Genomic DNA, 25,386 nt, shown 5'->3' on the forward strand with positions numbered 1-25,386 from the left:
GATTCAGGCAACCGTCTGTGGTGTTTGCAGAGCTAAGATTGGCGGCTTAGCGTTGCACTTCGGAGTTGAATCCGCCGTTCAGTTATGCTAAGGACGGCTCTTTGAGGAATTGAAAAGATGAAGTTCCATTTTTATATTGAAACGAGCCCATCTGCGTTTAGCATGCAGGCAATCGATCTGGCTGAAAAAATTAGCGATGCCAGCTCGCATATTTTTATATTACGACAAACATTAGATTACAAGGATGAATTTAAAGAAAAAAGCAATGTCACGATTATCACTATTACTTACGCGAACTTCGCTGATGTCGTAAACGATATCCTGCTTGGGATTAGTCAGAAGTCCGTGCCAACTGTTTATCTTCATTTTGGCACGCGCAACGCGGAAGATATTAGTACGATCTTGTGCAAATCGCACCATCCCCAAAATAAGACACATCTCCGTATCTATGAAGATGACCCGCTGTCGATCATAACGCGTAATACGTTACTTACACTGCCTAACTCACAGCGTAAAAATGCGATCGGCACATATGCTCAACACTTGCAAGATAAAATATTCACAAAAAAAGAAAATCTTATTTCGACAAGAGGATGGAATTCTGTCGTTACCTACTCCTTCGGAAAGATTTACGACACAGTATATTATTCACCTGATGCCACTCAATTTACCGAAAACGGATTAACCATTTCATCATTATCGACCAGTAAAAATTTAAAAACCGATCTTTTTACTTCCTCCGAAATCGAAAAGGCACGCAACTTTGTCGATAGCAATACATTATTAATTATTCTTAAAAATGATTATTCCGTGCGAGATTGCCAGGAAAACATTAACAATATCATTGGCAAATTATGTTCAAATCCAGATTATGATTTTAAAAAACTTCTTTTGTGGGGAGGAAGGAAAGATGTCACCTGCCCACATGATTTACAAATCATGCATCTGCCAAACACGCTTCCGCTCGTTTTTCTTGATATGTGTGGCCTGCTCCCACAGAACATTGCAGGGGAACTATGTACTGAAATGTTTTTGATGAGTGGTCACAATGTCATTTTGACATTGCCGAGCGTGGAGGATAAGTCCTTAGAACAACTCACCGACAAATTCGCCTGCTTTGCGAACAATAAAACCATCGATTTTGTTGATAACACTGATCTTTTGTCTCCTGACAATTTGCGCATTTTTCGCTGTGCCGCATCCATGGGGGACGTCGTTTTTGCTCTGGGTGCACTCACCGCGCTTAAAGCGCAGACAACCGATAAGTTTGTACTTATCGCAAATGAGCTTTTTGAGGATATGGCCTTAGCCTGTACGGCAGTAGATTACTTTTGGCCAATGAATTCCGTTACGGAAGGGAAAAGCAAACTAATTGAAAAAGTAGGTATGCTAGACAAGATTCATATCTTCGATAAATGGGATCATATTCTGGCGCCAAAACATATGTCTCTGGCCTTCCTGGATGAGTTTGGGAGCCGATGGCAGGAAACCAATTTACAGCCGAAACTGGATTTAAGTCACCTTGATACAACCCGTGTCGATGCTTTCATCAAAGAACACAATCTTAACCCGGGCAAAACTGTGCTGGTGCACCCGAACATCGGTGCGCCAAATCGGACATGGACAGAAGAGGGCTGGAATACCGTAACCGATCATATGCTCGCGACGGGATGGCAAGTGGTTGTTATTGGTAGTGACAAAAATAACAGTCATAAACGCAGCATGATGACCATTAATAATCCCCAGGCCATTTCTGCAATAAATGCGTTTTCGATTATGGAAACCATCTATTTTATGCACCACTGCACGTTATTAATCGCCTGCGATTCTGGCCCGGTAGCCCTGGCGGGTATGACGTCGATCGGAATCATTTCTATTTATTCACAGATAGAGGCCAAAAACCGCTTGCCATTCAGGAACGGCGAACAGGGCTGGAATGCATTAGGTATTGATGTTGCCTGCCCACAATACGGCCCCTGCGGCAGACTTGTAAGCACAAACCCCAAAGAAACCAGTGGGCAGTCCTTTGCCGAGTGGTGCCCAAAAGGCAAGAGCTATGAATGCATGCGTGGCCTTTCAGGGCAATTAATGATTCAACTGATTAACCATTTTATCCAGTCCGATGATTATGTTCCCCTGGCAAGCTAAGCCTTAACATGCGTTAGCCTGCCCCCTGGTGGATACATATAAAACAGGCCCGGATTGATTGTCCGGGCCTGTTTTTTTCCGTCATAAAGACAAAAGATTAACTCATACGCTCGAGCATCAACCCCGCCCGTAGCCCCACCGCCACCTTGGGATTAGGGAACAACACATATTCCCGATCGCGCTGCACGACGTAGCGCTCACCACGATCTTCTGCCAGCAGCGTACCTGCCGCAAAGGGAGTGAAATTCAGGGTCTCATCCGACATATACAGCACAAACTCTTCACTGTGCCGCGTTAACTGCTGCACCACGCGATAGCGCAACGGCGCGGTTTCCGCTTCCGGCACAACATCCCCGGAAAGCAGCGCTGCCAGTGCTAAACGGGTACGCTCAAACTGGTGCAGATCGTTTTCACCAAACGGCAACGCTTTGCCGAGTTCCAGCGTGCAGGCTTCTGCCTCGAACGCTTCGCAGGTGAAATGGGTAAAGGTTCCCGCCGGCGCCTGATGGAAAACCAGCGCTTCCAGCCCGGCATCTCCCAGCCATTTGAGAAAGATTTCATCCCAGGGTTCAGCACGCATTGGCAGCACCCCGAAACGCACATGATGCGACCCCCGAATTGCGGTGTGCAAATCCAGGAGCCAGCGCTCTTCGTCATCCTCGTTGTAAAAATGGGTGATCGCCCGCTCGAGCTGCGCGGCGCGGATCGTTTCATCGCTGGCGGGGAACCCTTGCCAGCGTTCACCAAACATGCGGTTAAGATCGCTGTGTAAGAAACGCTTATTCTGTCTCAGCGCCTGCGGGTTGCCGATAATAATCAGCAGCCGCCAGCTCAGTTCCAGCGTGCCGTTCAGAAGCTGCTGCAACAGCCCATCCAGGATCTCCACCGGCGCAGTCTCATTGCCGTGAATGGCACAAGAGAGCACCAGCGCCCGCTTAGCCGGCTTTGGGGGCACCAGCTCCAGGATGCCCTGATCATGCCACACCCAGTGAATCGCGCTGGCATCACCTACCGTTTTGCGCGGCATTTCACCTGACAGCGTCATTGCGAGAAAATTGTCCATACGGCCTCCTTTCACTGCTGGAAGGGATAAACGGAACCTAATCTCAACATTTGCGTCAACGTATCCAGCGCCTCGCGACTCTCCCGCAACAGCAGGGGATCGGCCAGATCGGCCTGGGTCAACCGGTCACGATAATAGCGCTCAATCCAGCCATCCAGTGCGCTGAACAGCCCATCGTTCATCATGACGGCCGGATTCACCACCCGCGTTTCGTCATCCGTCAGCACCACGCGCAGGCGCAAACACGCCGGGCCACCGCCGTTGGACATACTTTCGCGCAGGTCGAATACCTTGAGTTCGCTGATGGGATTATCCTGCTCCCGCAGTGTTGTCAGATAGCGCCAGACGCCAGGATGCTCACGGGATTCCTGAGGCAGAACGAGCGCCATGCTGCCATCTTCCCGGCTCAATAGCTGACTGTTAAACAGATACGTTGCCACCGCATCGCTGACCGACACCTCGGCATCGGGCACTTCCAGCGCCATAAAGCCCGGCACCCGTGCACGCAACTGGCTAAACAACGCCTGTTGCTGCAAAAATGCCTGCTCATGGCAGAAAAGCACCTGCCGATTCGATACCGCGATAACATCATTATGGAACACGCCCTGATCGATGACAGCAGGATTTTGCTGGGCGAAAATCACCTGTCGTGGAGAGACCTGATTAAGCCGCGCGACCGCCTGGCTGGCTTCCAGCGTCTGGCGCGCCGGATAGCGACCCGGTGCGGCATTGCTGCCCTCTTCACGGCCATAAACGAACAGCTGAACACCCTGCTCGCCGTAATCACCACCGAGGCGATTATGGTTCGCCGCCCCTTCATCGCCCAGCATCGCTACCTGCGGCAATGCGGCGTGGACTGAAAACGTACGCTCGTCACGGAAGATGGCTTTCAGCACGGCTTCGGTGGTCGGCGCTTCGATGGCCCGATGAAATTTGTTATTCAGGTTGGCTACCGTCAAATGCACCCGCCCGTCAAGCGCATCGGCAGAGGGGCACACCGTTGCCGCGTTCGCCACCCACATTGACGATGCGGAGCTGGCCGCAGAGAGCAATTGCGGTGCCTGTGCGGCGGCCTTCTCAACCACCTGCTCATCGCTTCCACTAAAACCCAACTGGCGCAGAACCGGCACGTTCGGCCTTTCCTGCGGCGGGATCACCGCCTGCGGAAAACCGGCGTCGGCAAGGGCTTTCATCTTTAACAGCCCCTGCTTCGCCGCCAGCTTCGGGTTAGACACCCGGTTACGGTGTTTGGTCGACGCCTCATTGCCGAACGACAGTCCGGCATAATGATGCGTCAAGCCCACCAGGCCATCAAAATTGACTTCACGCGCTTTCATCGCGTCTCCTCCCGGCTGAAATCCAGCCCCGGGCTGAGCGTTTGCGGCAAGGCCAGTTCTGCCGACTCCAGGCTCGCCATCGGCCACGCGCAATAATCAGCGGCATACCAGGCGCTGGCACGATGGTTACCCGACGCCCCCACGCCGCCAAATGGCGCGGTACTGGCGGCCCCGGTAAGCGGCTTGTTCCAGTTGACGATCCCGGCACGTGCTTCCAGCAACAACTGGTCGAATTGCTCCCGGTCCGGTGAAATCAACCCGCAGGCCAGCCCGTAGCGCGTGTTGTTTGCCAGCGCAATAGCCTCTTCAAAGTCGTCATAGCGCCAGACGCACAGCAGCGGACCGAAGACTTCTTCGTCCGGCACACTCTGCGCATCCGACATCTCAATAATGCCGGGGGTGAGCAGCGAGGTGCCGGCCTTCAGAAGATGCGGCTCAAGCAAGGTTTTGCCGCCCCGCTCCACATGGCCCTGCCAGGCCTGATAGACATGCAACGCCGCCTGCACTGAAATCAGCCCGCCGAAGAAGGGCTGCGGATCCGCATCCCAGGCCGCAGGCGTCAAACGCGCGGAAACCTCCACCAGACGGCGCAGAAACTCATCCCCCGCTTCGCCCCGTTTCACCAGCAGGCGACGCGCGCACGTACAGCGCTGCCCGGCGGTGATAAAGGCCGACTGGATGGTCAGATGCACGGCCGCATCCAGATCTGCCGGGTCTTCAACAATTAACGGGTTATTACCGCCCATCTCGAGTGCGAGGATTTTCTCCGGCTGCCCGGCAAGCTGGCGGTGTAGCTGGAAGCCGGTATTGGCGCTACCGGTAAACAGCAGACCGTCAATGCCCTCCAGGGAGCTGAGCGCCTGCCCGGTTTCCCGTCCGCCCTGCACCAGGTTCAGCACGCCCGGCGGCAACCCGGCCTGTTCCCAGAGTTTCACCACCGCCTCGCCGGTCCACGGCGTCAGCTCGCTGGGTTTGAAAATCAGCGTGTTGCCCGCCAGCAAGGCCGGAATGATATGCCCGTTGGGTAAATGGCCGGGGAAATTGTAGGGACCAAACACCGCCAGTACGCCATGGGGACGGTGGCGCAGCGTTGCCGCCCCGTCCGGCATTTCCGTGTGCTGCGTGCCGGTTCGTGCATGGTAGGCTTTCACCGAAATGGTGGCTTTGTTGATCATCGCCGTGATTTCGGTGGTCGCTTCCCAACGCGGTTTGCCCGTTTCACGAGCGATAATGTCGGCCAGTGTGCTTTTGTTGGCTTCCAGCAGTGCGGCAAATTTTTCCACAATCGCCTGACGCTGGGTAAACGCCAGTTTTGCCCATCCCGGAAACGCGGCGCGCGCAACCTGGCAGGCGTGTGCAACCTGAGCGGCATCCGCATCATATCCGTGCCACAGGGCTTCATTACTCACCGGGTTCGTTTTGACGCGGCGGGCACCCTGACCCGCAACCCACTCGCCGTTTATCCATTGATTCATGATTTTTTATCCTCTGCGCACAGGCGTACCAGACGCACTTTGTCGCCCGGTTTACATTTCAGTGCATCAAGTTGTGCGGCGCTCAGCACCAGTCGCTCCGTTGTCGGATCGGCATAGATAAGCATGGCTCTAAAGTGGTGATATTGCTCGTTGGCGACCATGCAGGCTGGCCATTCGCCTGGCGCTGGCTGGCCTTCCGCCACATCCACCAGACGGCTTTTGCGAATGGCACGCACGCGGTCGATATCGCACTCCAGCGTTGGCCCGCCGTCGAAAATATCGACATAGTTACAGTAGCGAAAACCCTCTTTTTCCAGCACCGCGCGGGCCGGTGCCGTTTGCGGATGCACTGCGCCAATCACCGCCTGCGCTTCGGGCGAGAGAAAATCGGTGTAGATCGGGTGTTTGGGCATCAGCTCGGCGATAAACGCCTTTTGCCCGGTGCCGCACAGGTAGTCCGCACGGGAGAATTCCATGGAAAAGAAACGTTTGCCGAGACTCTCCCAGAACGGGGAGTAGCCGGTTTCGTCAATCACCCCACGCATCTCCGCCACCACTTTTTCGTTAAAGCGCTCGCGGAATGCCGCCATAAACATAAAGCGCGATTTAGAGAGCAGATAGCCGTTGCCCTCTTTGCGCCAGGCCGGGTCGAGGAATAAGGTGCAGAGCTCGCTGCTACCCGTATGGTCGTTACTGAGGAACAGCGTCGGAAGCGCGTTATACACATTGAGTTCTTTTGAGGCATGTACCAGCGTACCGACGCGGTAGTTATACCAGGGATCGTTAAGGCCAACGGCCACTTCAATGGCGCAGATCCCGGCCACTTCGCCGGTTTCTACCACTTCAAGCACGAAAACATACCCCTGGTCGCTTTTCTCCAGCTCCCCACTCCAGGTTTTCAGGGCTCGCTCAATGCGTTCCGATAGCGTGGCTTCGTCCGCAGGCAGCGAGGTTAACCCGCCGCCTGTTTTTCCTGCCAGCGCCAATAACGCCGGAAGATCGGCGCGTTCAACAGGACGGATCACCATCATGATGTACACCCCGCAAGGAATTTGTCGCAGGCGATACCAAAACGCGCCAGCCCACGTGACACTTCGTCTTCGCTGATATTGAGCGCCGGAGCGAAACGCACCACGTTGGCCCCGGCAATCAGCACCATTGCCCCTTCTGCCGCCGCCAGTTGCGAAATCTGTTTCGCTTTTCCGGCGTACTCGGCTTTCAGCTCACAGCCAATCAACAGCCCGAGGCCACGAATTTCACCAAACAGGCCGCAGCGCGTATTAATGGCCTGCAGTTGTTCGTTAAACCACTGGTTGCGCTGTTTCACGCCGTCCAGCGTCTGACGAGTATTGACGATATCCAGCACCGCTCCGGCCACCGCAGACGCCAGCGGGTTACCGCCGTAAGTGGTGCCGTGGGTGCCAACGGTCATCACGCGGGCATATTTTTCCTGGGCCAGCATTGCCGCCACCGGGAAACCGCCGCCCAGCGCTTTGGCGGTGGTCAGCACATCCGGGGTCACGCCATAGTGCATGTAGGCATAGAGCTCACCCGTGCGGCCCACGCCGGTCTGGACCTCATCAAAAATCAGCAGCGCATTATGCTGGTCGCACAGTTCACGCAGCCCCTGTAAGAACGCCGGGCTGGCAGGCACCACGCCCCCCTCACCCTGCATCGGTTCGACGATCACCGCACAGGTATCGTCATTAATCAGCGCGCTGGCAGACGCCAGGTCGTTGTACTGAGCATGAGCAATATCCGGCGGCAATGGCGCAAAATCCTGCGAATAAGCAGGCTGACCGCCCGCACTCACGGTAAACAGCGTGCGGCCATGGAAAGCGTTTTTGAACGCCACAATGCCGGTTTTGTTGCCGCCAAAGGTATCGTGCGCATATTTGCGCGCCAGTTTGAGCGCGGCTTCGTTGCCTTCCGCCCCGGAGTTACAGAAAAACACTTTATCGGCAAAAGTGGCGTCGATAAGGCGTTTCGCCAGACGTAATACCGGTTCATTGGTATAGCCGTTGCCGGTATGCCAGAAGCGCGATGCCTGCTCGCTCAGCGCGTTGCACAACGCCGGGTGAGCATGGCCCAGTGCGTTAACGGCAATACCGCCTGCAAAATCGATGTACTCTTTATCGTCCTGATCCCAAAGGCGAGAACCCTCGCCACGGACCGGAATGAAAGGCGCTGGCGCGTACACAGGCATCATCCATTCATCAAAGTTCTCACGCGTAATTGACTGCGACATAGCGACCTCATCCGGTAAATAATTGGTTGAACATATGTTAAAAAATATAAGTATTTACGCTGTAAATGTATATTGCACAGGGCGTGCCAGCCAGTCGCCAAAATGCATAAACGCGGTCTGACAACGGAATATCAATAAGTTACAACCTGACGCTATTCAGTTAAATTGCATAAAAAGTGAATAATATTAGGTGAAGTCTGGATTACGGAGAGAAAATCAGAAAAATTATGCATCGCTAAAATATAATTCTGGAACTGTGATCATCTGCGAAATTTATCGGTGAATCCTGCGACAATTTGGGGCGTAACGCACCACCACAGGGCATTAACGGTGTGCAACAGAATGAAAAAGGGCTGACATCGCTGCCAACCCTTTGGGGGGAAATTACGTAAAACGCCGTCGAATTATACCAAGGCTGCCATCGTTTCAACGCGGGAAATTGCCTGGTATAGCGCGTGCGCGGTGACCTTCACCGGCATGTTTTCCATATCCGGCGCATGCAGTGACATTTGCACAATCTGTTCGAGTTCGTCGGCATTCAGCGCGGCAATGTCGCTCAGGCGTAGCGGCACCGCACAGGCGTGGGCCAGGCGCACCGCTTCAAGCAACTCATCATCACTGCGATTTTCCAGCGCCAGCAGGCACAGGTTGCCAAAGCCCACCAGCAGGCCGTGACCGAATTCGCGGGTTTTATCGCAAACCGTGAAGCCTTCATAAATGGCATGGGCGGCGGCGGCATGTGCGCCGCTGCTCATCAGCGACGTCAGACCGGCAAACATAAAGATGGCGTCAAGCACCTGTTCCAGCGCGGCCGTGGATTTCCCCGCCCGCACGGCGTCGCAGGCGGCCGGGCCGTGGGCGTTAATCAGGTCATAGCAAATACGGCTGTTAGCGCTGGATGCCTGCGCGACACCGCTATGATTCTGATGCTGCGTGCTAATAGCGCGAAACTCGTACCATTTCGCCAGGGTATCGCCAAGCCCCGCTGCCAGCCAGCGCAGCGGCGCAGTGGCCAGGATGTCGCTGTCGATAATGACCGCGGCAGGCGCCTGCGCTAAAGGGAAAAGATCGCGAAAATGGCCGTTGGCATGATAACGGATGGTCAGCGGCGTCACGGCGGCACAGGTTGCGGCAATCGTCGGAATGGTCACCACCGGCACATGGGACTGCACCGAAACGGCTTTGCTGGTATCGAGCGCTTTCCCACCGCCAACGCCGATCACGATATCCGCCCCCGTAGCCTCGACCTTCTGCGCCAGGCGCTGAATATTCTCTTCACTGCACACGCCGCCAAACCATTCCCAGCCCACCAGCTCAACCGCAGAGGCTGCCAGTTGATGACGAATGTGTTCTTTCACTGCCGCCAGCCCGGCATGCCCGCCGATGACCAGCGCACGTTTACCTGATGCGGCACATACTTCGCCAAGACGTGCAATAACCCCTGCGCCACGCAAAATCTGCGCCGGGAAGATGATGTTTAGTGCCTGCATAATGGACTCTCCGTGATGATCAAACCTGCCACCGATTGATATGTCGTCTGCATCAAACCGCCCCCTCAGTGAGGATCGCGCTCATGGCGTCGATAAACTGCTGGTTATCCTGTTCGTTGCCAATGGACACGCGGATCCAGTGCTCATAGCCCGGTTCGCGCCACGGCTTGATAATCACGCCATAGCGCAACAACTGCTGCGCCATCTCGCTGCCGGGTCGTCCACAGTCGAAGAAGACGAAATTGGCATGCGAGGCGGCGACGTAAAACCCGAGGCGAGTCAGTTCAGCTACCACCCTCTCGCGCTGCGCGCTCACCAGAGCGATGCTCGCTTTTACATGCGCCTGATCGCCTAACGCCGCTACGGCCGCTGCCTGCGCTGCGCGGTTGATATTAAAGGGCGTGCGCACGCGATTGAGCAGATTGACCAGTTCAGGGTGGCTCGCCAGGCCGTAGCCCACGCGCAGGCCCGCCAGCCCATAGGCTTTCGAAAAGGTACGCAGCACGATCCACGGGCGCGCTTGGGCCGCCAGTACCCGCAGGCTGTCAGGATAATCCGGATCATCCTGGCAATATTCAAAATAGGCTTCATCAATCACCAGCACACACTCCTGGGGTGCGGCGGCAATGATGCGGGCAAAACCGTGCTTATCGAGCATGCAGCCCACCGGGTTTGACGGGTTACTGAAAATGACCATTTTGGCGGGCGTGGAGAGCGCCTGCTCCCAGGCCGAAACGTCAAATTGCTGCTGTTGATCCACCCCGACCAGGGTCACATCTGCCCCCATCATGCGCGGGAAAATTTCGTGCAGGCCAAACGACGGGATCAGCGTAACGACGCGATCGCCAGGATTAAGAAAGGCCAGCGCCAGCATGTGCAGGATATCTTCTGAACCATTGCCCATAACGATGTTATCGGCGTGCACGCCGGTAGCGTCTGCCAGCACATCACGCAACTGCGCGCTGGCGGCATCGGAATAGATCGCGCTGAAACCGGCATCCATCCGTAGTGCCGATACTACCTGCGGGCTGGCACCTAACGGGTTTTCATTACTGGCCAGTTTAGCGATATGCGTTACGCCATATTTCTGCCGCACGGTCTCTGCCGACAGGCCCGCGTTATATAACCCCAGGCTGCGTGCCGTGGGGCGAGCAAGATTGTTGAGTGTCTGTTGTTGTAGAGCAAAGAGTGGATCGGAAACCGCGACATCAAACGTCATTACGTATCCCTCAGGAAAGCCGGATGAACGCAAACCGTCCATCCGGCGCTGATCATCAAAGCATCGGTAAGTTCAGGTGATTACGCTGCGCGCACTCTTTGGCCTGTTCATAGCCCGCATCCGCGTGGCGCATCACCCCCGTGGCCGGGTCATTCCACAGCACGCGCGCCAGACGCTCATCCGCCTCTTTGCTGCCATCGCAAACAATGACCATCCCGGCATGTTGCGAAAAGCCCATCCCCACGCCGCCGCCGTGGTGCAGGCTGACCCAGGTCGCGCCCCCGGCGGTATTGAGAAGCGCATTGAGAAGCGGCCAGTCGGATACCGCATCGGAACCGTCTTTCATCGCTTCCGTTTCGCGGTTGGGTGAAGCCACAGAGCCGGTATCCAGGTGGTCACGGCCAATGACAATCGGCGCTTTCAGTTCGCCATTGCGTACCATCTCGTTGAATGCCAGCCCGGCAAGATGGCGTTCGCCAAGACCAAGCCAGCAGATACGTGCCGGTAGCCCCTGGAACGCAATACGCTCGCGCGCCATGTCCAGCCAGTTGATCAGATTGGCGTTATTCGGGAAAAGTTCTTTCAGTTTGGCGTCGGTTTTGTAGATATCTTCCGGGTCCCCGGAGAGCGCCACCCAGCGGAATGGCCCCTTGCCCTCGCAGAATAACGGACGAATATAGGCCGGTACGAAGCCGGGGAAATCGAAAGCATTGGTCACGCCCTCTTCTTTGGCGACCTGGCGAATATTGTTGCCGTAATCGACGGTCGGGATCCCCATGGCGTGGAAATCGAGCATCGCCTGTACGTGTTTTGCCATCGAGGCGCGGGCCGCCTTCACCACCGATTGCGGGTCAGACTGACGCGCCTGCTGCCATTTTTCCAGGCTCCAGCCTTCCGGCAGGTAGCCGTTGAGCGGATCGTGCGCCGAGGTTTGATCGGTGACGATGTCCGGGTGCAGACCGCCGGCTTTCGCGCGCGCTGCCAGCTGTGGCATCAGCTCGGCGGCATTGCCCAGCAGGCCAACGGAGATGGCTTTTTTCTCGGCGCAGGCTTTTTCGATCATCGTCAGGGCTTCATCCAGACTGCGGGTTTTGTAATCGAGATAGCGCGTGCGCAGACGGAAATCGATGCGTGATTCCTGGCATTCAATCGCCAGTACGCATGCGCCCGCCAGGACGCCTGCCAGCGGCTGAGCGCCGCCCATACCGCCCAGCCCGGCGGTGAGAATCCACTTGCCGCGCAGGCTGTCGTTGTAATGCTGGCGACCCGCTTCGGCGAAGGTTTCGTAGGTACCCTGCACGATGCCCTGCGCACCAATGTATATCCACGAACCGGCGGTCATCTGGCCGTACATCATCAGCCCGGCTTTATCCAGCTCGTGGAAGTGTTCCCAGTGCGCCCAGTGGGGAACGATATTGGAGTTGGCTATCAACACGCGTGGGGCGTTAGTGTGGGTGCGAAAAACACCGACGGGTTTGCCCGACTGCACCAACAGAGTTTCGTCTTCACGCAGCTTGCGCAGGCTTTCAAGGATGGCTTCAAAGGCCGGCCAGTTACGGGCCGCTTTGCCAATGCCACCATAAACCACCAGGTCTTCCGGGCGCTCGGCGACATCCGGATCGAGGTTGTTCTGGATCATGCGGTAGGCCGCTTCAATCAACCAGTTCTGGCAGCTCAGCTCGGTCCCCTGGGGAGCACGGACAACGCGGGCTTCGGCATTTTTGTGTGGCGCATTCATGTTCGTTTCCTTCATAAAATTTGCATTTTTTACACAGCGTTATCAGGCGAAGCTCGGCAACAGCGCTTCAATCTCGGCGGGCCAGTGTTCACGGGACGCCCACAGGCGCATCATTTCGACGTCCGGAGCCATCAGGCGGTCCTTTTCAAGGAACGCGACGTTCTGGCGAATGGCCTGCATTTCGTTTTCCAGCGTATTTGAGCTTTGCAGAGGGCGATGGAAATCGATCCCCTGCGCAGCGGCCATCGCTTCAATGCCCACCACAACGCTGGTGTTGAAGCACATATCGCCCAGACGGCGCGCGGCGTATGTCGCCATCGAGACGTGGTCTTCCTGGTTGGCAGACGTAGGCAGGCTGTCGACGCTGCCAGGGTGGGCAAGCGATTTGTTTTCCGAGGCCAGCGCAGCGGCGGTGACCTGGGCAATCATAAAGCCGGAGTTAACGCCGCCATCACGCACCAGGAACGGCGGCAAACCGGACAAACCGGTATCGAGCAGCAGGGCCATACGGCGTTCAGAAATCGCGCCAATCTCCGCTATCGCCAACGCAATAATGTCGGCGGCGAAGGCCACCGGCTCGGCGTGGAAATTGCCGCCGGAAATCACGTCGCCATTTTCGGCAAACACCAGCGGGTTATCGGATGCGGCGTTGGCTTCAATGCGCAAAATGCGTGCGGCGTGGTGCAAGTTATCCAGGCACGCGCCCATCACCTGCGGCACGCAGCGAATGGAATACGGGTCCTGTACGCGACCACATGACGCATGGGAGGTCACAATGTTGCTCCCGGCGAGCACGTTGCTCAGCGCAGCCGCCACGGCAATCTGCCCCTGCTGCCCACGGGCTTCGTGAATACGCGCGTCCAGCGGTTTAACGGAGCCTTTAATGGCTTCCAGTGACAGCGCGCCCGCCACCAGCCCGGCGGAAAAGACGCGCTCGGCCTCAAACAGCCCCGACAGCGCGAGGGATGTCGATACCTGGGTACCGTTAAGCAGCGCCAGGCCCTCTTTCGGCCCCAGCTCGAACGGGCGCACACCCGCACTCGCCAGCCCTTCCAGCGCAGACATCGTCTTACCTTGTACCGTCACCGTGCCTTCACCGATCAGCATCAGAGACAGATGCGCCAGCGGGGCTAAATCACCGGATGCACCGACCGACCCTTTCTCAGGAATGCACGGGTAAACCCCGGCATTGAAGAGGGTTATCAGGGCATCAATCACCTCGATACGAATCCCGGAATGGCCGCGCGACAGGCTGAGGATTTTCGTTGCCATCACCAGACGCACGATGTTATCCGCCAGATTCTTGCCGGTTCCAACACTGTGGGACAGCACCAGATTGCGCTGTAGCTCCGCCAGGCGCTCAGCCGGAATACGGGTTTGAGCCAGTTTGCCGAACCCGGTATTGATGCCGTACACCACTTCCCCCGATGCCACAATGCGGGTGACTGTCTCCTGCGAGGCCTGTACGTCAGCTCGGGCTTCTTCCGCTAGCGCGAGGTGGACATTGCCCTGATAAATCTGGCGCAGCATGGGCAGGTCGACGTGCCCCGGCAGCAGGTGGCAAAGGGTGAAATCGGTGGATGAAGGAGCCATAATCTATTCCTGTATATACAAGCAAAGCTAGAAATATACCCGGTCAGGACTCAGCCTACCGGGTGCTTATGCACAACCTGACAAAAAAAGACAACGCGATGCAGAAAAAAACGCGCTATCAATGGTCCATGGTCTGCATCGTTTCGCTACGGATCTCTTCCGTTATCCGCGCCTTAAGCGCCATAAACTCCGGCGACGTCTTTAAGGTGTAATCACGCGGATGCGGGAAATTCACCGCCACCTCGGTTTTGATTCGCCCCGGACGTGCGCTAAAAATCGCCACTTTATTGGCCATAAAAATGGCTTCATCAATATCGTGGGTGACAAACAACACCGTTTTGCGCGACGATTCCCATATTGAGAGCAGCAGCTCCTGCATCATCACGCGCGTCTGGTTGTCGAGCGCGCCAAAGGGTTCATCCATCAGTAAAATTTTCGGGTCATTGGCCAGCGCACGGGCAATAGCGGTGCGTTGCTGCATGCCGCCAGACAGTTGCCGTGGGAAGTGATGCTCAAAACCCCGCAGGCCAACCTTATTAATAAAGTAGTCGCTGCGCTCCTTTTGCGCCGCTTTACTGACGCCGCGTTCCTGTAAACCGAAGCGGATGTTCTGCTCAACGTTCAGCCACGGGAAAAGCGTATAGCTCTGGAACACCATGCCGCGATCCGCACCGGGACCGTCGACCAGTTCACCATCCAGCCAGACCTCACCACGCGTGGGCTGATCCAGCCCGGCAACAATGCGCAGCAGCGTCGATTTACCGCAGCCGGACGGGCCAAGAATGGTAATAAAATCGTTCTCGTTGACCTGATAATCCACTGGCAATAGTGCCTGGGTTTTCTCACCTTTCGGGCCACTAAAGACGCGTTCTACCTGGCGAACACTCAGCTTTGGATAGCTCATTACAGAGAACTCCATACAAACAGGCGGCGGTTGGCCGCTTTAAACAGCAGGTCGGAGAGTAAGCCGATACCGCCAATCACGATAATGCCGAAGATCATTTGCCCGGTGTTGAGTAACGCCTGGCTGTTGACAATCATATGGCCTATCCCGCTGGATGAACCGATAAGCTCCGCCACGATGACATAGGTCCACGCCCAGCCGAGTACCAGACGCAAAAGCTCAGCGATTTCCGGCGCGGCCCCGGGAATAATCACCCGACGCACCACGCTTTTATTGGTCGCACCCAGCGTGTAGGCCGCCTCAACCAAATCGCGACGCGCGGCACCCACGGCAACGGCAACCATCAGGGTTATCTGGAAGAAAGAGCCGATAAAAATCACCAGGATTTTCTGCATTTCACCAATACCGGCCCACAGGATCAGCAAAGGCACAAACGCCGAGGCAGGCAGATAGCGGCAAAACGAGACAAACGGCTCGAAGAACGCTTCGATAAGTTTGTACGAGCCCATCCAGATTCCCAGCGGTACGGCGATAACACAGGCCAGGATAAAACCACCTAACACGCGCATCACCGTCATGCCAATATCGGTGGTGAAATCGAAATCGGTAAACAGCAACACCCCTTCCTGCAACATGCTGGCCGGGCTTGCGAGGAAGGTTGGCGCGACCAGACCGGTGAAGGTCACCAGCGCCCACAGAGCGAAAAACAGCACAAAGAAGCAGAAACCCAAAAACCAGCGGTGCCGGGGCGCAACGGGGCGTAATGGCACCATCATCGGGTTATGCCAGACCTTTTTGCTTGCCGGCAGAGGTGCCGGCTCGCGTAAGTCTGTCATGGTCTTGCTGGCGTAGTCCGCGGCCTGACTGACAGGACTGTTCATATCGTGGTCCTTCATGGCTGAGCCACGTACTTCGCGTCATACAACGTGTTGATGTCCGGCGTTTTGCGCAGGATTTTCATCTCCGTGAGCAGGCGCGCGGCCTCGTTGGTAAAGCTCACGATCTCGCCGCTAAAGAATTTTTTGTTCGCATCGCGATCCTGCCAGCGCAGGTAGCTGGACTCTTCGGCAAATTGTTTACCGGTCTCTTTCACCGCCGCGCCCATGATCTCATTGGCTTTATCCGGGTCGGCTTTGATCATATCCAGCGCTTCGAAGTAGCTATTGACCAGCGCCTGTGCCGCTTTCGGGTTTTTCTCCAGCCAGGACGGCGTGCAACCCAGGGTGTCCATGACCATCGGGTACTGGAGCGTGGTGGTCAGGATCTTGCCCTTATCCGGACTCTGGCGAATGTTGGAAAGGTACGGTTCGTAGGTCACGGCGGCATCATTCTGCCCGGCAATAAAGGCGTGTGCAGCGGCATCCGGTCCTAAGGTCGCGAGCTTGACGTCTTTCATCGTCATGCCGTTTTTATCGAGGATCCACGCCAGCAGGAAATAGGACGAGGTACCGGGTGCATCGACGCTGATCGTTTTGCCTTTCAGGTCCGCCACGCTGTTGATGCCGCTGCGCACCGCAATGCCATCTGCACCGTAGGATTTATCCAGCTGTACAATTTGCTTGATGGGCACACCGCTGGCATTCCAGGTGAGATAGGTTTCGACCGTGGTCGCCGCGCACTGCAATGAACCGGAGGCAATTGCCAGATGACGGGACTGCTGAGGGACCATTTTCAGGGTCACATCCAGACCGTTCTTTTTGAAAATGCCCGCTTTGTCGGCCAGGGTCAACGGCGCAAAGCCGGTCCAGCCGGAAATCCCAATGGTCACTGGCGTCTCTGCCGCCATTGCTGTGTTAGCCGCACCACCTAATGCCACTGCCAGCCCTAACAAAGATAACGAATGCGTTAGTACAGTCCTGGAAATCATGTTGCTCATCTGCCACTCCTGCCAAATTACCTGTCTCGGGGAATGCCTGCGCAGCAAATTGCCACCGGCAAATTACGCCACTGTATATTCTTGTCTATACAATTAAGCTGACTAAGATAAAGCAAGCTTTGTGCCAGTCCAGATGTCCACCTGTACCGTTGTTTTCGCCCACTGAACGTGGGTCGGAAGAATCAAAGTAGTGCGCCCGGCGCGCTATTTCAGTGCAGCCTGCGCCAGGTTAGTCCGTGACCAAAGCCCACAGAAGCAGATTAAGTGTAGCCTGTGCATCTGCAAGCGGCGATACCCGCCATTGCGCCTGCGCGTGTGAGTCGTCATCTGCCCACCAGAACCCCTCACCCTTGCCAAAACGGGTGCCGTCCGGCAGTTGCCAGTCACCGTCAATGGCATACAACACGCCACCTTTTCCTCGTGTGACTTTCCCACTCTCACGCAGGGCAACCACGCGGGACGAACAGACTCCGCGCCGGGTCATCAGGTTGAAATCCATGGTTGTGCCGCCGAACAAACGGGCGTTAAGTGCGAGATCGCCGCTGAATGGAAACGGTGCGCCGATGGTATTCAGAGAATGGTTAATCTGCCCGTTGTCCGACAGATGTACACCCTCTCCGCTCAGTAAGGTGATTGAGCGGTCAATGCCAGGAAAGGCGGAAAACGGGCCATCGACCGCGATGGTGGCGATGCTGGCACGCCAGGCAAATTCCGGCGTATTCAGCGGCCAACTGACGATCTCGCGGGTTTCGCCCCCGCCATTGCGCCAGCGGCTGACCGCTAGCTCATTCAGGGAAAAGGGATGCCAGCTGTTCATGCTGTCTCCCGGGAAAGCTGTTGCAACAGATGCAGGAAATCGCTGGCGACGGCCTGCTGCTGCGGGTGTTGCCCATCGGTAATGCGCGCCACGCCGCCGACATAGACATCGCGAATCTGCCCGGCATGGCCAGCAAACAGCCAGCGATTCAGCAGCTCGCTGTCTTTTGCTGCCGCCAGATAAGGGTCTTGCCCGTCGAGCACCAGCCAGTCGGCGCGATAACCTGCCGTGAGCTGCCCTATCGGTACGCCGCAGGCCTGTGCGCCACCGGCCAGTGCCTGGATGTAAAGCACATCCCCGACGCGGGTTTGCCCCTCTGCCACCAGCCGGTTACGCCGCTGATCGCGCAGGCGCTGGCCATATTCCAGCCAACGCAGCTCTTCCACCACGTTGAGCGAGACGTGGCTGTCTGAGCCAATCCCCCAGCGCCCTTCCTGCGCCAGATAGTCCACGCCGGGGAAAATGCCGTCGCCAAGGTTCGCTTCAGTGGTCGGACACAATCCAGCAACCGCACCGCTTTGCGCCATTTTCGTTATTTCCGATGCATCCGCATGGGTCGCATGGATGAGGCACCAGCGGGCATCGATATCCAGATGGTCATACAGCCAGCTGATGGGGCGCTGACCGCTCCAGTTCAGGCAGTCGTTGACCTCTTTTTGCTGCTCGGCGATGTGGATATGCACCGGGAGCGTCGGGTCGCTGGCGCGTAACACCTGATGCATTTGTTCCGGCGTGACCGCACGCAGGGAGTGGAAACAGAGCCCCTGGTTTTGCAGCGCTTTACCGTTGATTTGCCTGTGAATGATCGCCTGTTGCTGCAAATAGCCGTCGGCATCCTGAATAAAGCGTTTTTGCCCCGCCTGCACAGGTTGTCCGCCAAATCCGGCGTAGCTATACAGTACCGGCAATAGCGTCAGGCCAATACCGACATCCCCGGCGGCGGCGCTCAGGTGAGCGGTCATCTCGCCGCGATCGGCATAGGGACTGCCGCTGGTGTCGTTGTGCAGATAGTGGAATTCGGCGACCTGGGTATAACCGCCTTTGAGCATTTCGATATAGAGCTGGCGAGCAATGACGCCCACCTGTTCCGGCGTCAACCGCTGCACCATGCGATACATCAGATCCCGCCAGGTCCAGAAACTGTCCTGCGGGTCACCCGCCACTTCCGCAAGGCCGGCCATCACCCGCTGAAAGGCATGGGAATGCAGGTTTGGCATCCCCGGTACCACCGGGCCAGAAAGCGGAATACAATCCTTGGCGGAAGCTTCCGGGGTAATGGCGGTAAGCATACCGACATCATCAACGTCCAGTCGGACATTGTGCGCCCAGCCCGTGGCGAGCAAAGCACGTGGTGCAAAATATGCAGGCATAACAACGTTCCTGAGCAGGGGAAGGCAACCGACACGCGATTTTACGCAACCATTGCCAAACATTTAACCAATTTGTCTATACATATACATATGCCTGAATTGGCTGTAAACTTGCAACATCGCTTTTTTTATTATTTTTTAGTTTTCATCAACGTATGCTTATCCTCTTCGCGGGAAAAATAGCCCGTCGTTGTGGAAACTTTCCTGATACCTGTGGATCTTTTGAGAGGTGAGAAATATGTCGGAGTCTTCACCGAACGGTGCAATGCAGCTTGTCGCCGCGATGAGCGACGCCCCTGCCCCGATTTATCAGCGCGTGAAGCAGGCGATCATCGTCCAGATTCGGTCCGGTGCCTGGAAGCCTCACCAACGCATTCCGTCGGAAAGTGAACTGGTCAATGAGATTGGCGTAAGCCGCATGACCATTAACCGTGCGCTACGTGAACTGACCAGCGAAGGGTTTCTTATCCGCATGCAAGGGGTCGGCACCTTCGTGGCTGAGGCCAAGGCTGATACGCCGATGCTGGAAGTGCACAATATCGCCGATGAAATCGCCCAGCGCGGCCACCGCCACGACAGTAAAATCCTGGTGTGTGAAGCTCGCGAGGCCGATGCCGATCAGGCGATGCAGTTGGGGATTGCCACCGGCGACACCCTGTTCTATTCGCAGATCGTTCATTACGAAAATAACGTGCCGGTACAAATCGAAGACCGCTTTGTGAACCCGGCCGCCGCGCCGGATTACCTGCGTCAGGTGTTCAACAAACAGATGCCTTACACCTATCTGATGGAGGTCTCCCCATTGACCGCAGGCGAACACCGGGTCGAGGCGGTTAGCGCCAGCGACGAACAGCGCGAATTGCTGCAGTTACAGGAACACGAACCTTGTTTGCTTATTCACCGTCGCACCTGGAGCGGAAGCCACGTCGTCACCTGTGCCCGGCTGATTTACCCCGGCTCGCGCTACCAGTTGTTTGGCCGCTTCACCAGCCACGGTTAATCCCCTTAGTGCCCAATAGCGGCTTTCTGGCCGCTATCTCTTTCCTGAATATGCAAGCCCGCCAGCAATAAGAAAAAACTCTTTCTGCTTGCCTTGCCGCTTTTTCGGTTATGCGTTAGGTTGACTTTAATTGTCTATACAAGATAAATCCAACCTGGAGTTTGTCATGTCGTTAGCCGAACCTTTGCCGTTTTCCATAGCGCCGCCAGCCCGTTGCGATAGCGTCTGGCGCGGTGCCACGCTGGTAACGATGCAAAACGGACACTACAGCCAGATAGAAAACGGGGCCATCGCCGTAGCCGACGGAAACATTGTCTGGCTCGGCCCGGTCGCCGATTGCCCGCCCTTCCCCGACGCCGAGCAGCACGACTTTGCAGGCGGGATCATCACACCCGGTTTCGTCGACTGCCATACCCACCTGGTCTTCGGCGGCAACCGCAGCGCCGAATTCGAACAACGGCTCAATGGCGTAAGTTATGCGGATATCGCGGCAGCAGGCGGTGGGATTATCTCCACAGTTAACGCCACCCGCCAGGCTACGGAAGAGGAACTGCTCGAATCGGCGCTCTTTCGCCTGCGTCCGCTGTTAGCGGAAGGTGTCACCTGCGTGGAGATTAAATCCGGCTATGGGCTGTCCATCGACAGCGAACTGAAAATGCTGCGGGTGATCCGTAAATTAGCGACCCTGCTGCCGGTTGAGATTAAATCCACCTGCCTTGCCGCGCATGCGCTCCCGCCCGAATACAAAAACCGGCCCGATGAATATATCCACCTGATTTGCGACACCCTGCTGCCAATGGTCGCCCGGGAAAAGCTGGCCGATGCGGTCGACGCGTTTTGCGAGCATCTGGCGTTCTCTCCCACGCAGGTTGAGCAGGTGTTCAACGCAGCAAAAGCCTTGGGTCTGCCAGTTAAACTGCATGCGGAGCAGCTCTCCTCGCTGCACGGCAGCGCTCTGGCGGCCCGGCATGGCGCCCTGTCAGCCGATCATCTGGAATATGCCACCGAAGACGATGCTATCGCGATGGCCGCCAACGGGACGGTTGCCGTGCTGCTGCCCGGCGCGTTCTATTTGCTGCGCGAAAAACAGCAGCCGCCGGTAGCGTTCTTTCGCCAGCATCAGGTGCCGATGGCGCTGGCAAGCGATGCCAACCCAGGCACCTCTCCGGTGTTGTCGTTGCGTCTGATGCTGAACATGGGCTGTACGCTGTTCGGCCTGACACCGGAAGAAGCGCTGGCCGGAGTAACCTGCCACGGCGCGCGCGCACTCGGTTTGCAGAACTCTCACGGCACGCTGGCACCAGGCAAGGTCGCCGATTTTATCCACTGGCCGCTCTCGCGACCGGCTGAGCTGGTCTACTGGCTGGGCGGAGAACTGCCCTGCACGGTGGTCTATCGCGGAAACGTACGAGGAAATATTCAACAATGAGTCTTATCATCGAACCCTATGAATTCACGGCGGGCACCTCACCGTTACTGATCAGCATTCCCCATGCCGGGACGCGCCTGACGCCGGAAGTGGCGGCAGGTCTCAGCGAGGCGGCGCTGCCGCTGGGCGATACGGACTGGCATATTCCACACCTGTATGAGTTTGCTCGCGCGATGGGAGCCAGTGTCCTGGCGGGTAATTATTCCCGCTTTGTTATCGACCTGAACCGACCCTCTGACGATAAACCGCTCTACACCACGGCAACGACGGGCCTGTATCCGGATACCCTGTTTGATGGTCGCGACACCTTTAAACCCGGCATGACGCCAACCGACACCCGGCGTCAGGATTATCTGGCGCAAATCTGGCAGCCGTATCATCAGCGTATTCAGTCCGAACTTGCCCGGATCAAGCAAGAATTTGGCTATGCGCTGCTGTTTGACGCCCACTCGATTGCATCGGTCATCCCGCGTCTGTTTGATGGGCAGTTACCCGATTTAAACCTCGGCACCAATAATGGTGAAAGTTGCTCTGCGGCGCTGAGTGACGTGCTGACGGGCATTTGCCAGCAGCAGACGCAGTTCAGCCATGTGCTTAACGGGCGTTTCAAAGGGGGCTATATCACCCGTGCGTACGGGCAGCCGGAGGCGGATATCCACGCCGTGCAGCTTGAGTTGGCACAGGTTAATTATATGGATGAAACGCCGCCGTACGCCTGGTCTGAGACCCGGGCTCCTGCGCTGCAAGCCTTATTGCAGCAGTTGCTTGAGGGGATGGTGGCATGGGGTAGTGAGAGGTATCGCTCCTGAATAAAAGAGGCTGACACACAGGTCAGCCTCTTTTATTACTGATAATCGAAGGTAAAGGTGGCGTTAGCCTTAACAGGGCCGCAGCTACTCGCACCGCCTTCATAGGGAAGGTGCGATTTAATCATTCAAAGTTCTGTTCATGACTACAATGATTGCCGTTCATCTATCGTTTTCAGTGTTTTGGGCGGTTCTTTGTTCATTTACCATACGATGACAGGACGAAAAAATGGTTCCCATCGAATTAATCGCACCTTCCCTAATACAGCTAAGGACTCCACTGAACCCCACCGATTAAATCGCACCTTCCTTAACGATGATTGAGACGGCGCGATAAACGATCACCAAAGAACTGCAGCAGTGTGACCAGCGCCACCAGCACCACAATCACGGTAATCATGACCTGACTGTCAAAACGCTGATAACCATAGCGATAAGCGAGATCACCCAGCCCTCCGGCGCCAATAGCACCCGCCATCGCCGAAGCGTTGATCATCGTGACCAGCGTAATGGTAAACCCGCTGACGATACCGGGACGAGCCTCAGGCAGTAAAACATGCCAGATAATATGCCAGCGATGAAAACCCATCGCCTGTGCCGCCTCCACCAGTCCACGATCCACCTCGCGCAGGCTGACTTCAGCAATACGGGCAAAGAATGGCGTGGCGGCCAGCGTTAACGGTACCGTTGCCGCCCAGACGCCATAGGTCGTGCCCACAATCAGCCGGGTAAACGGGATCAGCGCCACCATCAGGATCAGAAACGGGATCGAACGAAACAGGTTCACCAGCCAGCCCAGCAGACGATTCAGCAACGGACGGGAAAACAGATTATCGCGGTCGGTGATCACCAGAATGACGGCCAGCGGTAACCCCAACAGCAGTGCTGCCAGTGACGATGCTCCCACCATCAGCAGCGTGTCGAGAAAGCCATACCATAAACGTTCAGGTTGCAGTGACATAACCCAGGACTCCAATACGATCAGCAAAAGTGGCGTGGTGCGGCAGCGACAACGGCTCTGCCTGAGCGGCAGCCAGCAGCAGGATCTGTCCAACCTGCCGTCCCTGAACCCATTCGAGTTTGCTCTGTAACAGCGTAATATCACTGCCCAGTGCCGCGGTCAGTGCACTGAGTTGCGGCTGCGCGCCCTGTCCGGTGTAATTCAGACACAGTAAAGCGCGCGACTGCGGTGATTGCGGCTGTTCAGTCAGCTGTGTGGCAAGGGCTTCCGGCAGGCTGTCGCGCAGTGGATTGAGCAGAATACGCGTGGTGTCCTGCTGTGGATCACCATACACCTGCCAGACAGGCCCCTGTTCAATCACTTCACCGCGCTCCAGCACTGCCACCTGGTGGCACAGATCGTGAATCACATCCATTTCATGGGTGATCAGCACAATAGTAATTTTCTTCTGGCGATTGATATCGCGCAATAGCATGAGAATGGATCGGGTGGTTTCCGGGTCGAGTGCAGACGTCGCTTCATCGCACAGCAGCAGCTGCGGATCGTGCACCAGTGCCCGGGCAATCCCCACCCGCTGTTTTTGCCCGCCGGACAGCTGAGCGGGATACGCATGCTGACGTTCTTCCAGCCCCACCAGTTTCAGCAGCTCATCCACTTTTCGCCGCCGCTCAGCAGGCGGCACACCCGCCACCCGCAGCGGCAGGTCTATATTCTGTCGCACCGTTTTCGCCGAGAGTAAGTTGAAATGCTGGAAAATCATCCCGGTGCTGCGCCGCCAGTGCACCAGATCGGTCGCCGACAAGCTGCCAATGTCGACGCCATCCACCACCACCTGACCGGCAGTGGGGTCTTCAAGCCGGTTAAGGCAACGAATCAGTGACGACTTACCCGCACCACTGCGGCCGATAATGCCAAAAATCTCCCCACGTCGAATCCGCAGATCAACATTTTGCAGGGCATCCACCTGCTGTCCCGGGTAACGTTTATACAGACTATGAATCGCCACATGCACTGCGCCGCCTGCGACGGCGACGCCTTGCGCAGTGCGATCTTCAGCCTCCGGCCAGACCACACTTACTATCATTACTGACTCCAGCCTGGCACATACAGCTTGCCGTAGAATTTATCGAGACTGGCGCGCACTACCGGAGAATGCTGATAGATATCAACAAATTTACGCAGGCGTGGATCATCCTGATGACCGTCACGAATGACAAACAGGATCACGTATTCCGGGTTTTCCAGGCCGTCAAACAGCAGCGCATTATTTGGGTCGATAGTGCCTGCTGAGCGCAGGTAGTGCGGATAGCCCTGCGCTAAATCCACTTCATCCAGTGTGCGCGACAGCTGCACCGCTTCCACTTCAATAATCTTCAGATGTTTCGGGTTCTCCACGATATCGTCGACCGTTGACTTAATCCCGGAACCCGGCTTCAGCTTTATCAACCCGGCCTTTTGCAGCAGTAACAGACCGCGACCACCGTTAATGGTGTCATTGGCGATAGCGACCGTCCCGCCATCAGGAATCTGACTGATCGCAGTATGCTTTTTCGAATACAGGCCAACGTTATTGAGGATCGCAGGGGCATATTTCACCAGGTGCGAACCACTCTGCTGATTGGCATTGTCGAGGAACGGCTGATGCTGAAACAGATTCACGTCGATATCGCCATTCTCCACACTGACATTCGGTGCAATCCAGTCGCTGAACTCCACCAGTTCGACCTCCAGTCCCTGTTTTTTCGCTTCGGCGACCGCCACTTCCAGCGGTGGCGCAAATGCAGCGGTAGTACCGACTTTTAACGGGCCGGAATACTCTGCCGCCAGCGCCACGCTGCTGGCACTCAGCAGTCCGGCGAGAATAATGTGTTTCGCAAACTGGCTTACTGTCATGATGCTTCCTTATTGGGTG

The 25,386-nt window shown here is 56.3% G+C and carries 21 protein-coding genes; 4 read left to right on the forward strand and 17 right to left on the reverse strand.

Features of this window, described 5'->3' with window-relative positions; genetic code table 11:
• Positions 1-117 precede the first annotated feature (117 nt).
• Positions 118-2,148, forward strand: a complete 2,031-nt coding sequence (locus ACSZPU_RS06150; RefSeq protein WP_498996589.1) for a glycosyltransferase family 9 protein — start codon at positions 118-120, stop codon at positions 2,146-2,148.
• 97 nt (positions 2,149-2,245) lie between these two features.
• Here ACSZPU_RS06150 and astE read toward each other — a convergent pair whose 3' ends face one another.
• The 14 genes from astE to ACSZPU_RS06220 form a co-directional block, all read right to left on the reverse strand.
• Positions 2,246-3,211 (reverse strand): succinylglutamate desuccinylase, encoded by a 966-nt coding sequence (astE, locus tag ACSZPU_RS06155; protein WP_498996591.1) that lies wholly within the window; start codon positions 3,209-3,211, stop codon positions 2,246-2,248.
• An 11-nt stretch (positions 3,212-3,222) separates the two neighbouring features.
• On the reverse strand, positions 3,223-4,548 hold the full coding sequence (gene astB, locus ACSZPU_RS06160) for an N-succinylarginine dihydrolase (protein ID WP_498996593.1): 1,326 nt from the start codon (positions 4,546-4,548) through the stop codon (positions 3,223-3,225).
• The gene (gene astD, locus ACSZPU_RS06165; protein WP_498996595.1) at positions 4,545-6,023 is read right to left on the reverse strand and encodes a succinylglutamate-semialdehyde dehydrogenase; all 1,479 of its coding nucleotides are present in this window, start codon (positions 6,021-6,023) and stop codon (positions 4,545-4,547) included. Before astD ends, astB begins: the two co-directional genes overlap by 4 nt.
• Positions 6,020-7,054 carry an arginine N-succinyltransferase gene (astA, locus tag ACSZPU_RS06170; RefSeq protein ID WP_498996598.1) on the reverse strand — a complete coding sequence of 345 codons (1,035 nt, stop codon included), beginning with the start codon at positions 7,052-7,054 and terminating at the stop codon, positions 6,020-6,022. Before astA ends, astD begins: the two co-directional genes overlap by 4 nt.
• On the reverse strand, positions 7,051-8,271 hold the full coding sequence (gene astC, locus ACSZPU_RS06175) for a succinylornithine/acetylornithine transaminase (RefSeq protein WP_498996600.1): 1,221 nt from the start codon (positions 8,269-8,271) through the stop codon (positions 7,051-7,053). Before astC ends, astA begins: the two co-directional genes overlap by 4 nt.
• Positions 8,272-8,675: 404 nt before the next feature.
• Entirely contained in the window at positions 8,676-9,761 is a 1,086-nt protein-coding gene (locus ACSZPU_RS06180; protein ID WP_498996602.1) for an iron-containing alcohol dehydrogenase family protein, read from the reverse strand.
• Positions 9,762-9,813: 52 nt separating this feature from the next.
• Positions 9,814-10,980 (reverse strand): histidinol-phosphate transaminase, encoded by a 1,167-nt coding sequence (hisC, locus tag ACSZPU_RS06185; protein ID WP_498996604.1) that lies wholly within the window; start codon positions 10,978-10,980, stop codon positions 9,814-9,816.
• Between the two features lie 55 nt (positions 10,981-11,035).
• On the reverse strand, positions 11,036-12,718 hold the full coding sequence (gene hutU / locus ACSZPU_RS06190) for a urocanate hydratase (protein WP_498996607.1): 1,683 nt from the start codon (positions 12,716-12,718) through the stop codon (positions 11,036-11,038).
• A gap of 42 nt (positions 12,719-12,760) precedes the next feature.
• Entirely contained in the window at positions 12,761-14,311 is a 1,551-nt protein-coding gene (hutH, locus tag ACSZPU_RS06195) for a histidine ammonia-lyase (protein ID WP_498996609.1), read from the reverse strand.
• A gap of 118 nt (positions 14,312-14,429) precedes the next feature.
• Entirely contained in the window at positions 14,430-15,215 is a 786-nt protein-coding gene (locus ACSZPU_RS06200) for an ABC transporter ATP-binding protein (RefSeq protein ID WP_498996611.1), read from the reverse strand.
• A complete protein-coding gene (locus ACSZPU_RS06205; protein WP_498996613.1) occupies positions 15,215-16,096 on the reverse strand; it encodes an ABC transporter permease in 882 nt (293 codons plus the stop codon). The genes ACSZPU_RS06200 and ACSZPU_RS06205 overlap by 1 nt, the downstream gene beginning before the upstream one ends.
• 11 nt (positions 16,097-16,107) lie before the next feature.
• Complete coding sequence (locus tag ACSZPU_RS06210; RefSeq protein ID WP_498996615.1) at positions 16,108-17,091, reverse strand: ABC transporter substrate-binding protein; 984 nt, start codon at positions 17,089-17,091, stop codon at positions 16,108-16,110.
• A gap of 229 nt (positions 17,092-17,320) precedes the next feature.
• Positions 17,321-17,908, reverse strand: coding sequence for a HutD/Ves family protein (locus ACSZPU_RS06215; RefSeq protein WP_498996617.1), 588 nt, complete (start codon positions 17,906-17,908; stop codon positions 17,321-17,323).
• Positions 17,905-19,278, reverse strand: a complete 1,374-nt coding sequence (locus ACSZPU_RS06220) for a formimidoylglutamate deiminase (protein ID WP_498996619.1) — start codon at positions 19,276-19,278, stop codon at positions 17,905-17,907. The genes ACSZPU_RS06215 and ACSZPU_RS06220 overlap by 4 nt, the downstream gene beginning before the upstream one ends.
• A gap of 238 nt (positions 19,279-19,516) precedes the next feature.
• Between ACSZPU_RS06220 and hutC the strand changes: the two genes are divergently transcribed.
• From hutC to hutG, 3 genes are all read left to right on the forward strand, one after another.
• The gene (gene hutC / locus ACSZPU_RS06225; protein WP_498996621.1) at positions 19,517-20,278 is read left to right on the forward strand and encodes a histidine utilization transcriptional repressor HutC; all 762 of its coding nucleotides are present in this window, start codon (positions 19,517-19,519) and stop codon (positions 20,276-20,278) included.
• A gap of 166 nt (positions 20,279-20,444) precedes the next feature.
• Positions 20,445-21,707: an imidazolonepropionase gene (hutI, locus tag ACSZPU_RS06230; RefSeq protein WP_498996624.1), complete on the forward strand. Its 1,263-nt coding sequence runs from the start codon at positions 20,445-20,447 to the stop codon at positions 21,705-21,707.
• Positions 21,704-22,516 carry an N-formylglutamate deformylase gene (gene hutG, locus ACSZPU_RS06235; RefSeq protein WP_498996626.1) on the forward strand — a complete coding sequence of 271 codons (813 nt, stop codon included), beginning with the start codon at positions 21,704-21,706 and terminating at the stop codon, positions 22,514-22,516. Before hutI ends, hutG begins: the two co-directional genes overlap by 4 nt.
• Before the next feature lie 307 nt (positions 22,517-22,823).
• On the opposite strand, the gene ACSZPU_RS06240 is transcribed toward hutG, so the two are convergent.
• From ACSZPU_RS06240 to ACSZPU_RS06250, 3 genes are read right to left on the reverse strand one after another with little or no spacing between them, the layout of a single operon-like run.
• Positions 22,824-23,474, reverse strand: coding sequence for a methionine ABC transporter permease (locus tag ACSZPU_RS06240; RefSeq protein ID WP_437612386.1), 651 nt, complete (start codon positions 23,472-23,474; stop codon positions 22,824-22,826).
• A complete protein-coding gene (locus ACSZPU_RS06245; protein ID WP_437891169.1) occupies positions 23,458-24,555 on the reverse strand; it encodes a methionine ABC transporter ATP-binding protein in 1,098 nt (365 codons plus the stop codon). Before ACSZPU_RS06245 ends, ACSZPU_RS06240 begins: the two co-directional genes overlap by 17 nt.
• Positions 24,556-24,557: 2 nt before the next feature.
• Positions 24,558-25,367 carry a MetQ/NlpA family ABC transporter substrate-binding protein gene (locus tag ACSZPU_RS06250; RefSeq protein ID WP_437612388.1) on the reverse strand — a complete coding sequence of 270 codons (810 nt, stop codon included), beginning with the start codon at positions 25,365-25,367 and terminating at the stop codon, positions 24,558-24,560.
• Positions 25,368-25,386: the final 19 nt, after the last annotated feature.

Origin of the sequence: Phytobacter sp. V69 (assembly GCF_965644215.1) — a bacterium.
GTDB lineage: Bacteria > Pseudomonadota > Gammaproteobacteria > Enterobacterales > Enterobacteriaceae > Phytobacter.

Coding starts and splice junctions, on each gene's coding strand:
- hisC (WP_498996604.1), bottom strand. CDS start 10,980: ATGACGTTTGATGTCGCGGTTTCCGATCCACTCTTTGCTCTACAACAA.
- astE (WP_498996591.1), bottom strand. CDS start 3,211: ATGGACAATTTTCTCGCAATGACGCTGTCAGGTGAAATGCCGCGCAAA.
- astD (WP_498996595.1), bottom strand. CDS start 6,023: ATGAATCAATGGATAAACGGCGAGTGGGTTGCGGGTCAGGGTGCCCGC.
- ACSZPU_RS06150 (WP_498996589.1), top strand. CDS start 118: ATGAAGTTCCATTTTTATATTGAAACGAGCCCATCTGCGTTTAGCATG.
- ACSZPU_RS06215 (WP_498996617.1), bottom strand. CDS start 17,908: ATGAACAGCTGGCATCCCTTTTCCCTGAATGAGCTAGCGGTCAGCCGC.
- astB (WP_498996593.1), bottom strand. CDS start 4,548: ATGAAAGCGCGTGAAGTCAATTTTGATGGCCTGGTGGGCTTGACGCAT.
- hutH (WP_498996609.1), bottom strand. CDS start 14,311: ATGGCTCCTTCATCCACCGATTTCACCCTTTGCCACCTGCTGCCGGGG.
- ACSZPU_RS06250 (WP_437612388.1), bottom strand. CDS start 25,367: ATGACAGTAAGCCAGTTTGCGAAACACATTATTCTCGCCGGACTGCTG.
- ACSZPU_RS06210 (WP_498996615.1), bottom strand. CDS start 17,091: ATGAGCAACATGATTTCCAGGACTGTACTAACGCATTCGTTATCTTTG.
- hutI (WP_498996624.1), top strand. CDS start 20,445: ATGTCGTTAGCCGAACCTTTGCCGTTTTCCATAGCGCCGCCAGCCCGT.
- astA (WP_498996598.1), bottom strand. CDS start 7,054: ATGATGGTGATCCGTCCTGTTGAACGCGCCGATCTTCCGGCGTTATTG.
- ACSZPU_RS06240 (WP_437612386.1), bottom strand. CDS start 23,474: ATGTCACTGCAACCTGAACGTTTATGGTATGGCTTTCTCGACACGCTG.
- hutG (WP_498996626.1), top strand. CDS start 21,704: ATGAGTCTTATCATCGAACCCTATGAATTCACGGCGGGCACCTCACCG.
- ACSZPU_RS06205 (WP_498996613.1), bottom strand. CDS start 16,096: ATGAACAGTCCTGTCAGTCAGGCCGCGGACTACGCCAGCAAGACCATG.
- ACSZPU_RS06180 (WP_498996602.1), bottom strand. CDS start 9,761: ATGCAGGCACTAAACATCATCTTCCCGGCGCAGATTTTGCGTGGCGCA.
- ACSZPU_RS06220 (WP_498996619.1), bottom strand. CDS start 19,278: ATGCCTGCATATTTTGCACCACGTGCTTTGCTCGCCACGGGCTGGGCG.
- hutC (WP_498996621.1), top strand. CDS start 19,517: ATGTCGGAGTCTTCACCGAACGGTGCAATGCAGCTTGTCGCCGCGATG.
- ACSZPU_RS06200 (WP_498996611.1), bottom strand. CDS start 15,215: ATGAGCTATCCAAAGCTGAGTGTTCGCCAGGTAGAACGCGTCTTTAGT.
- astC (WP_498996600.1), bottom strand. CDS start 8,271: ATGTCGCAGTCAATTACGCGTGAGAACTTTGATGAATGGATGATGCCT.
- hutU (WP_498996607.1), bottom strand. CDS start 12,718: ATGAATGCGCCACACAAAAATGCCGAAGCCCGCGTTGTCCGTGCTCCC.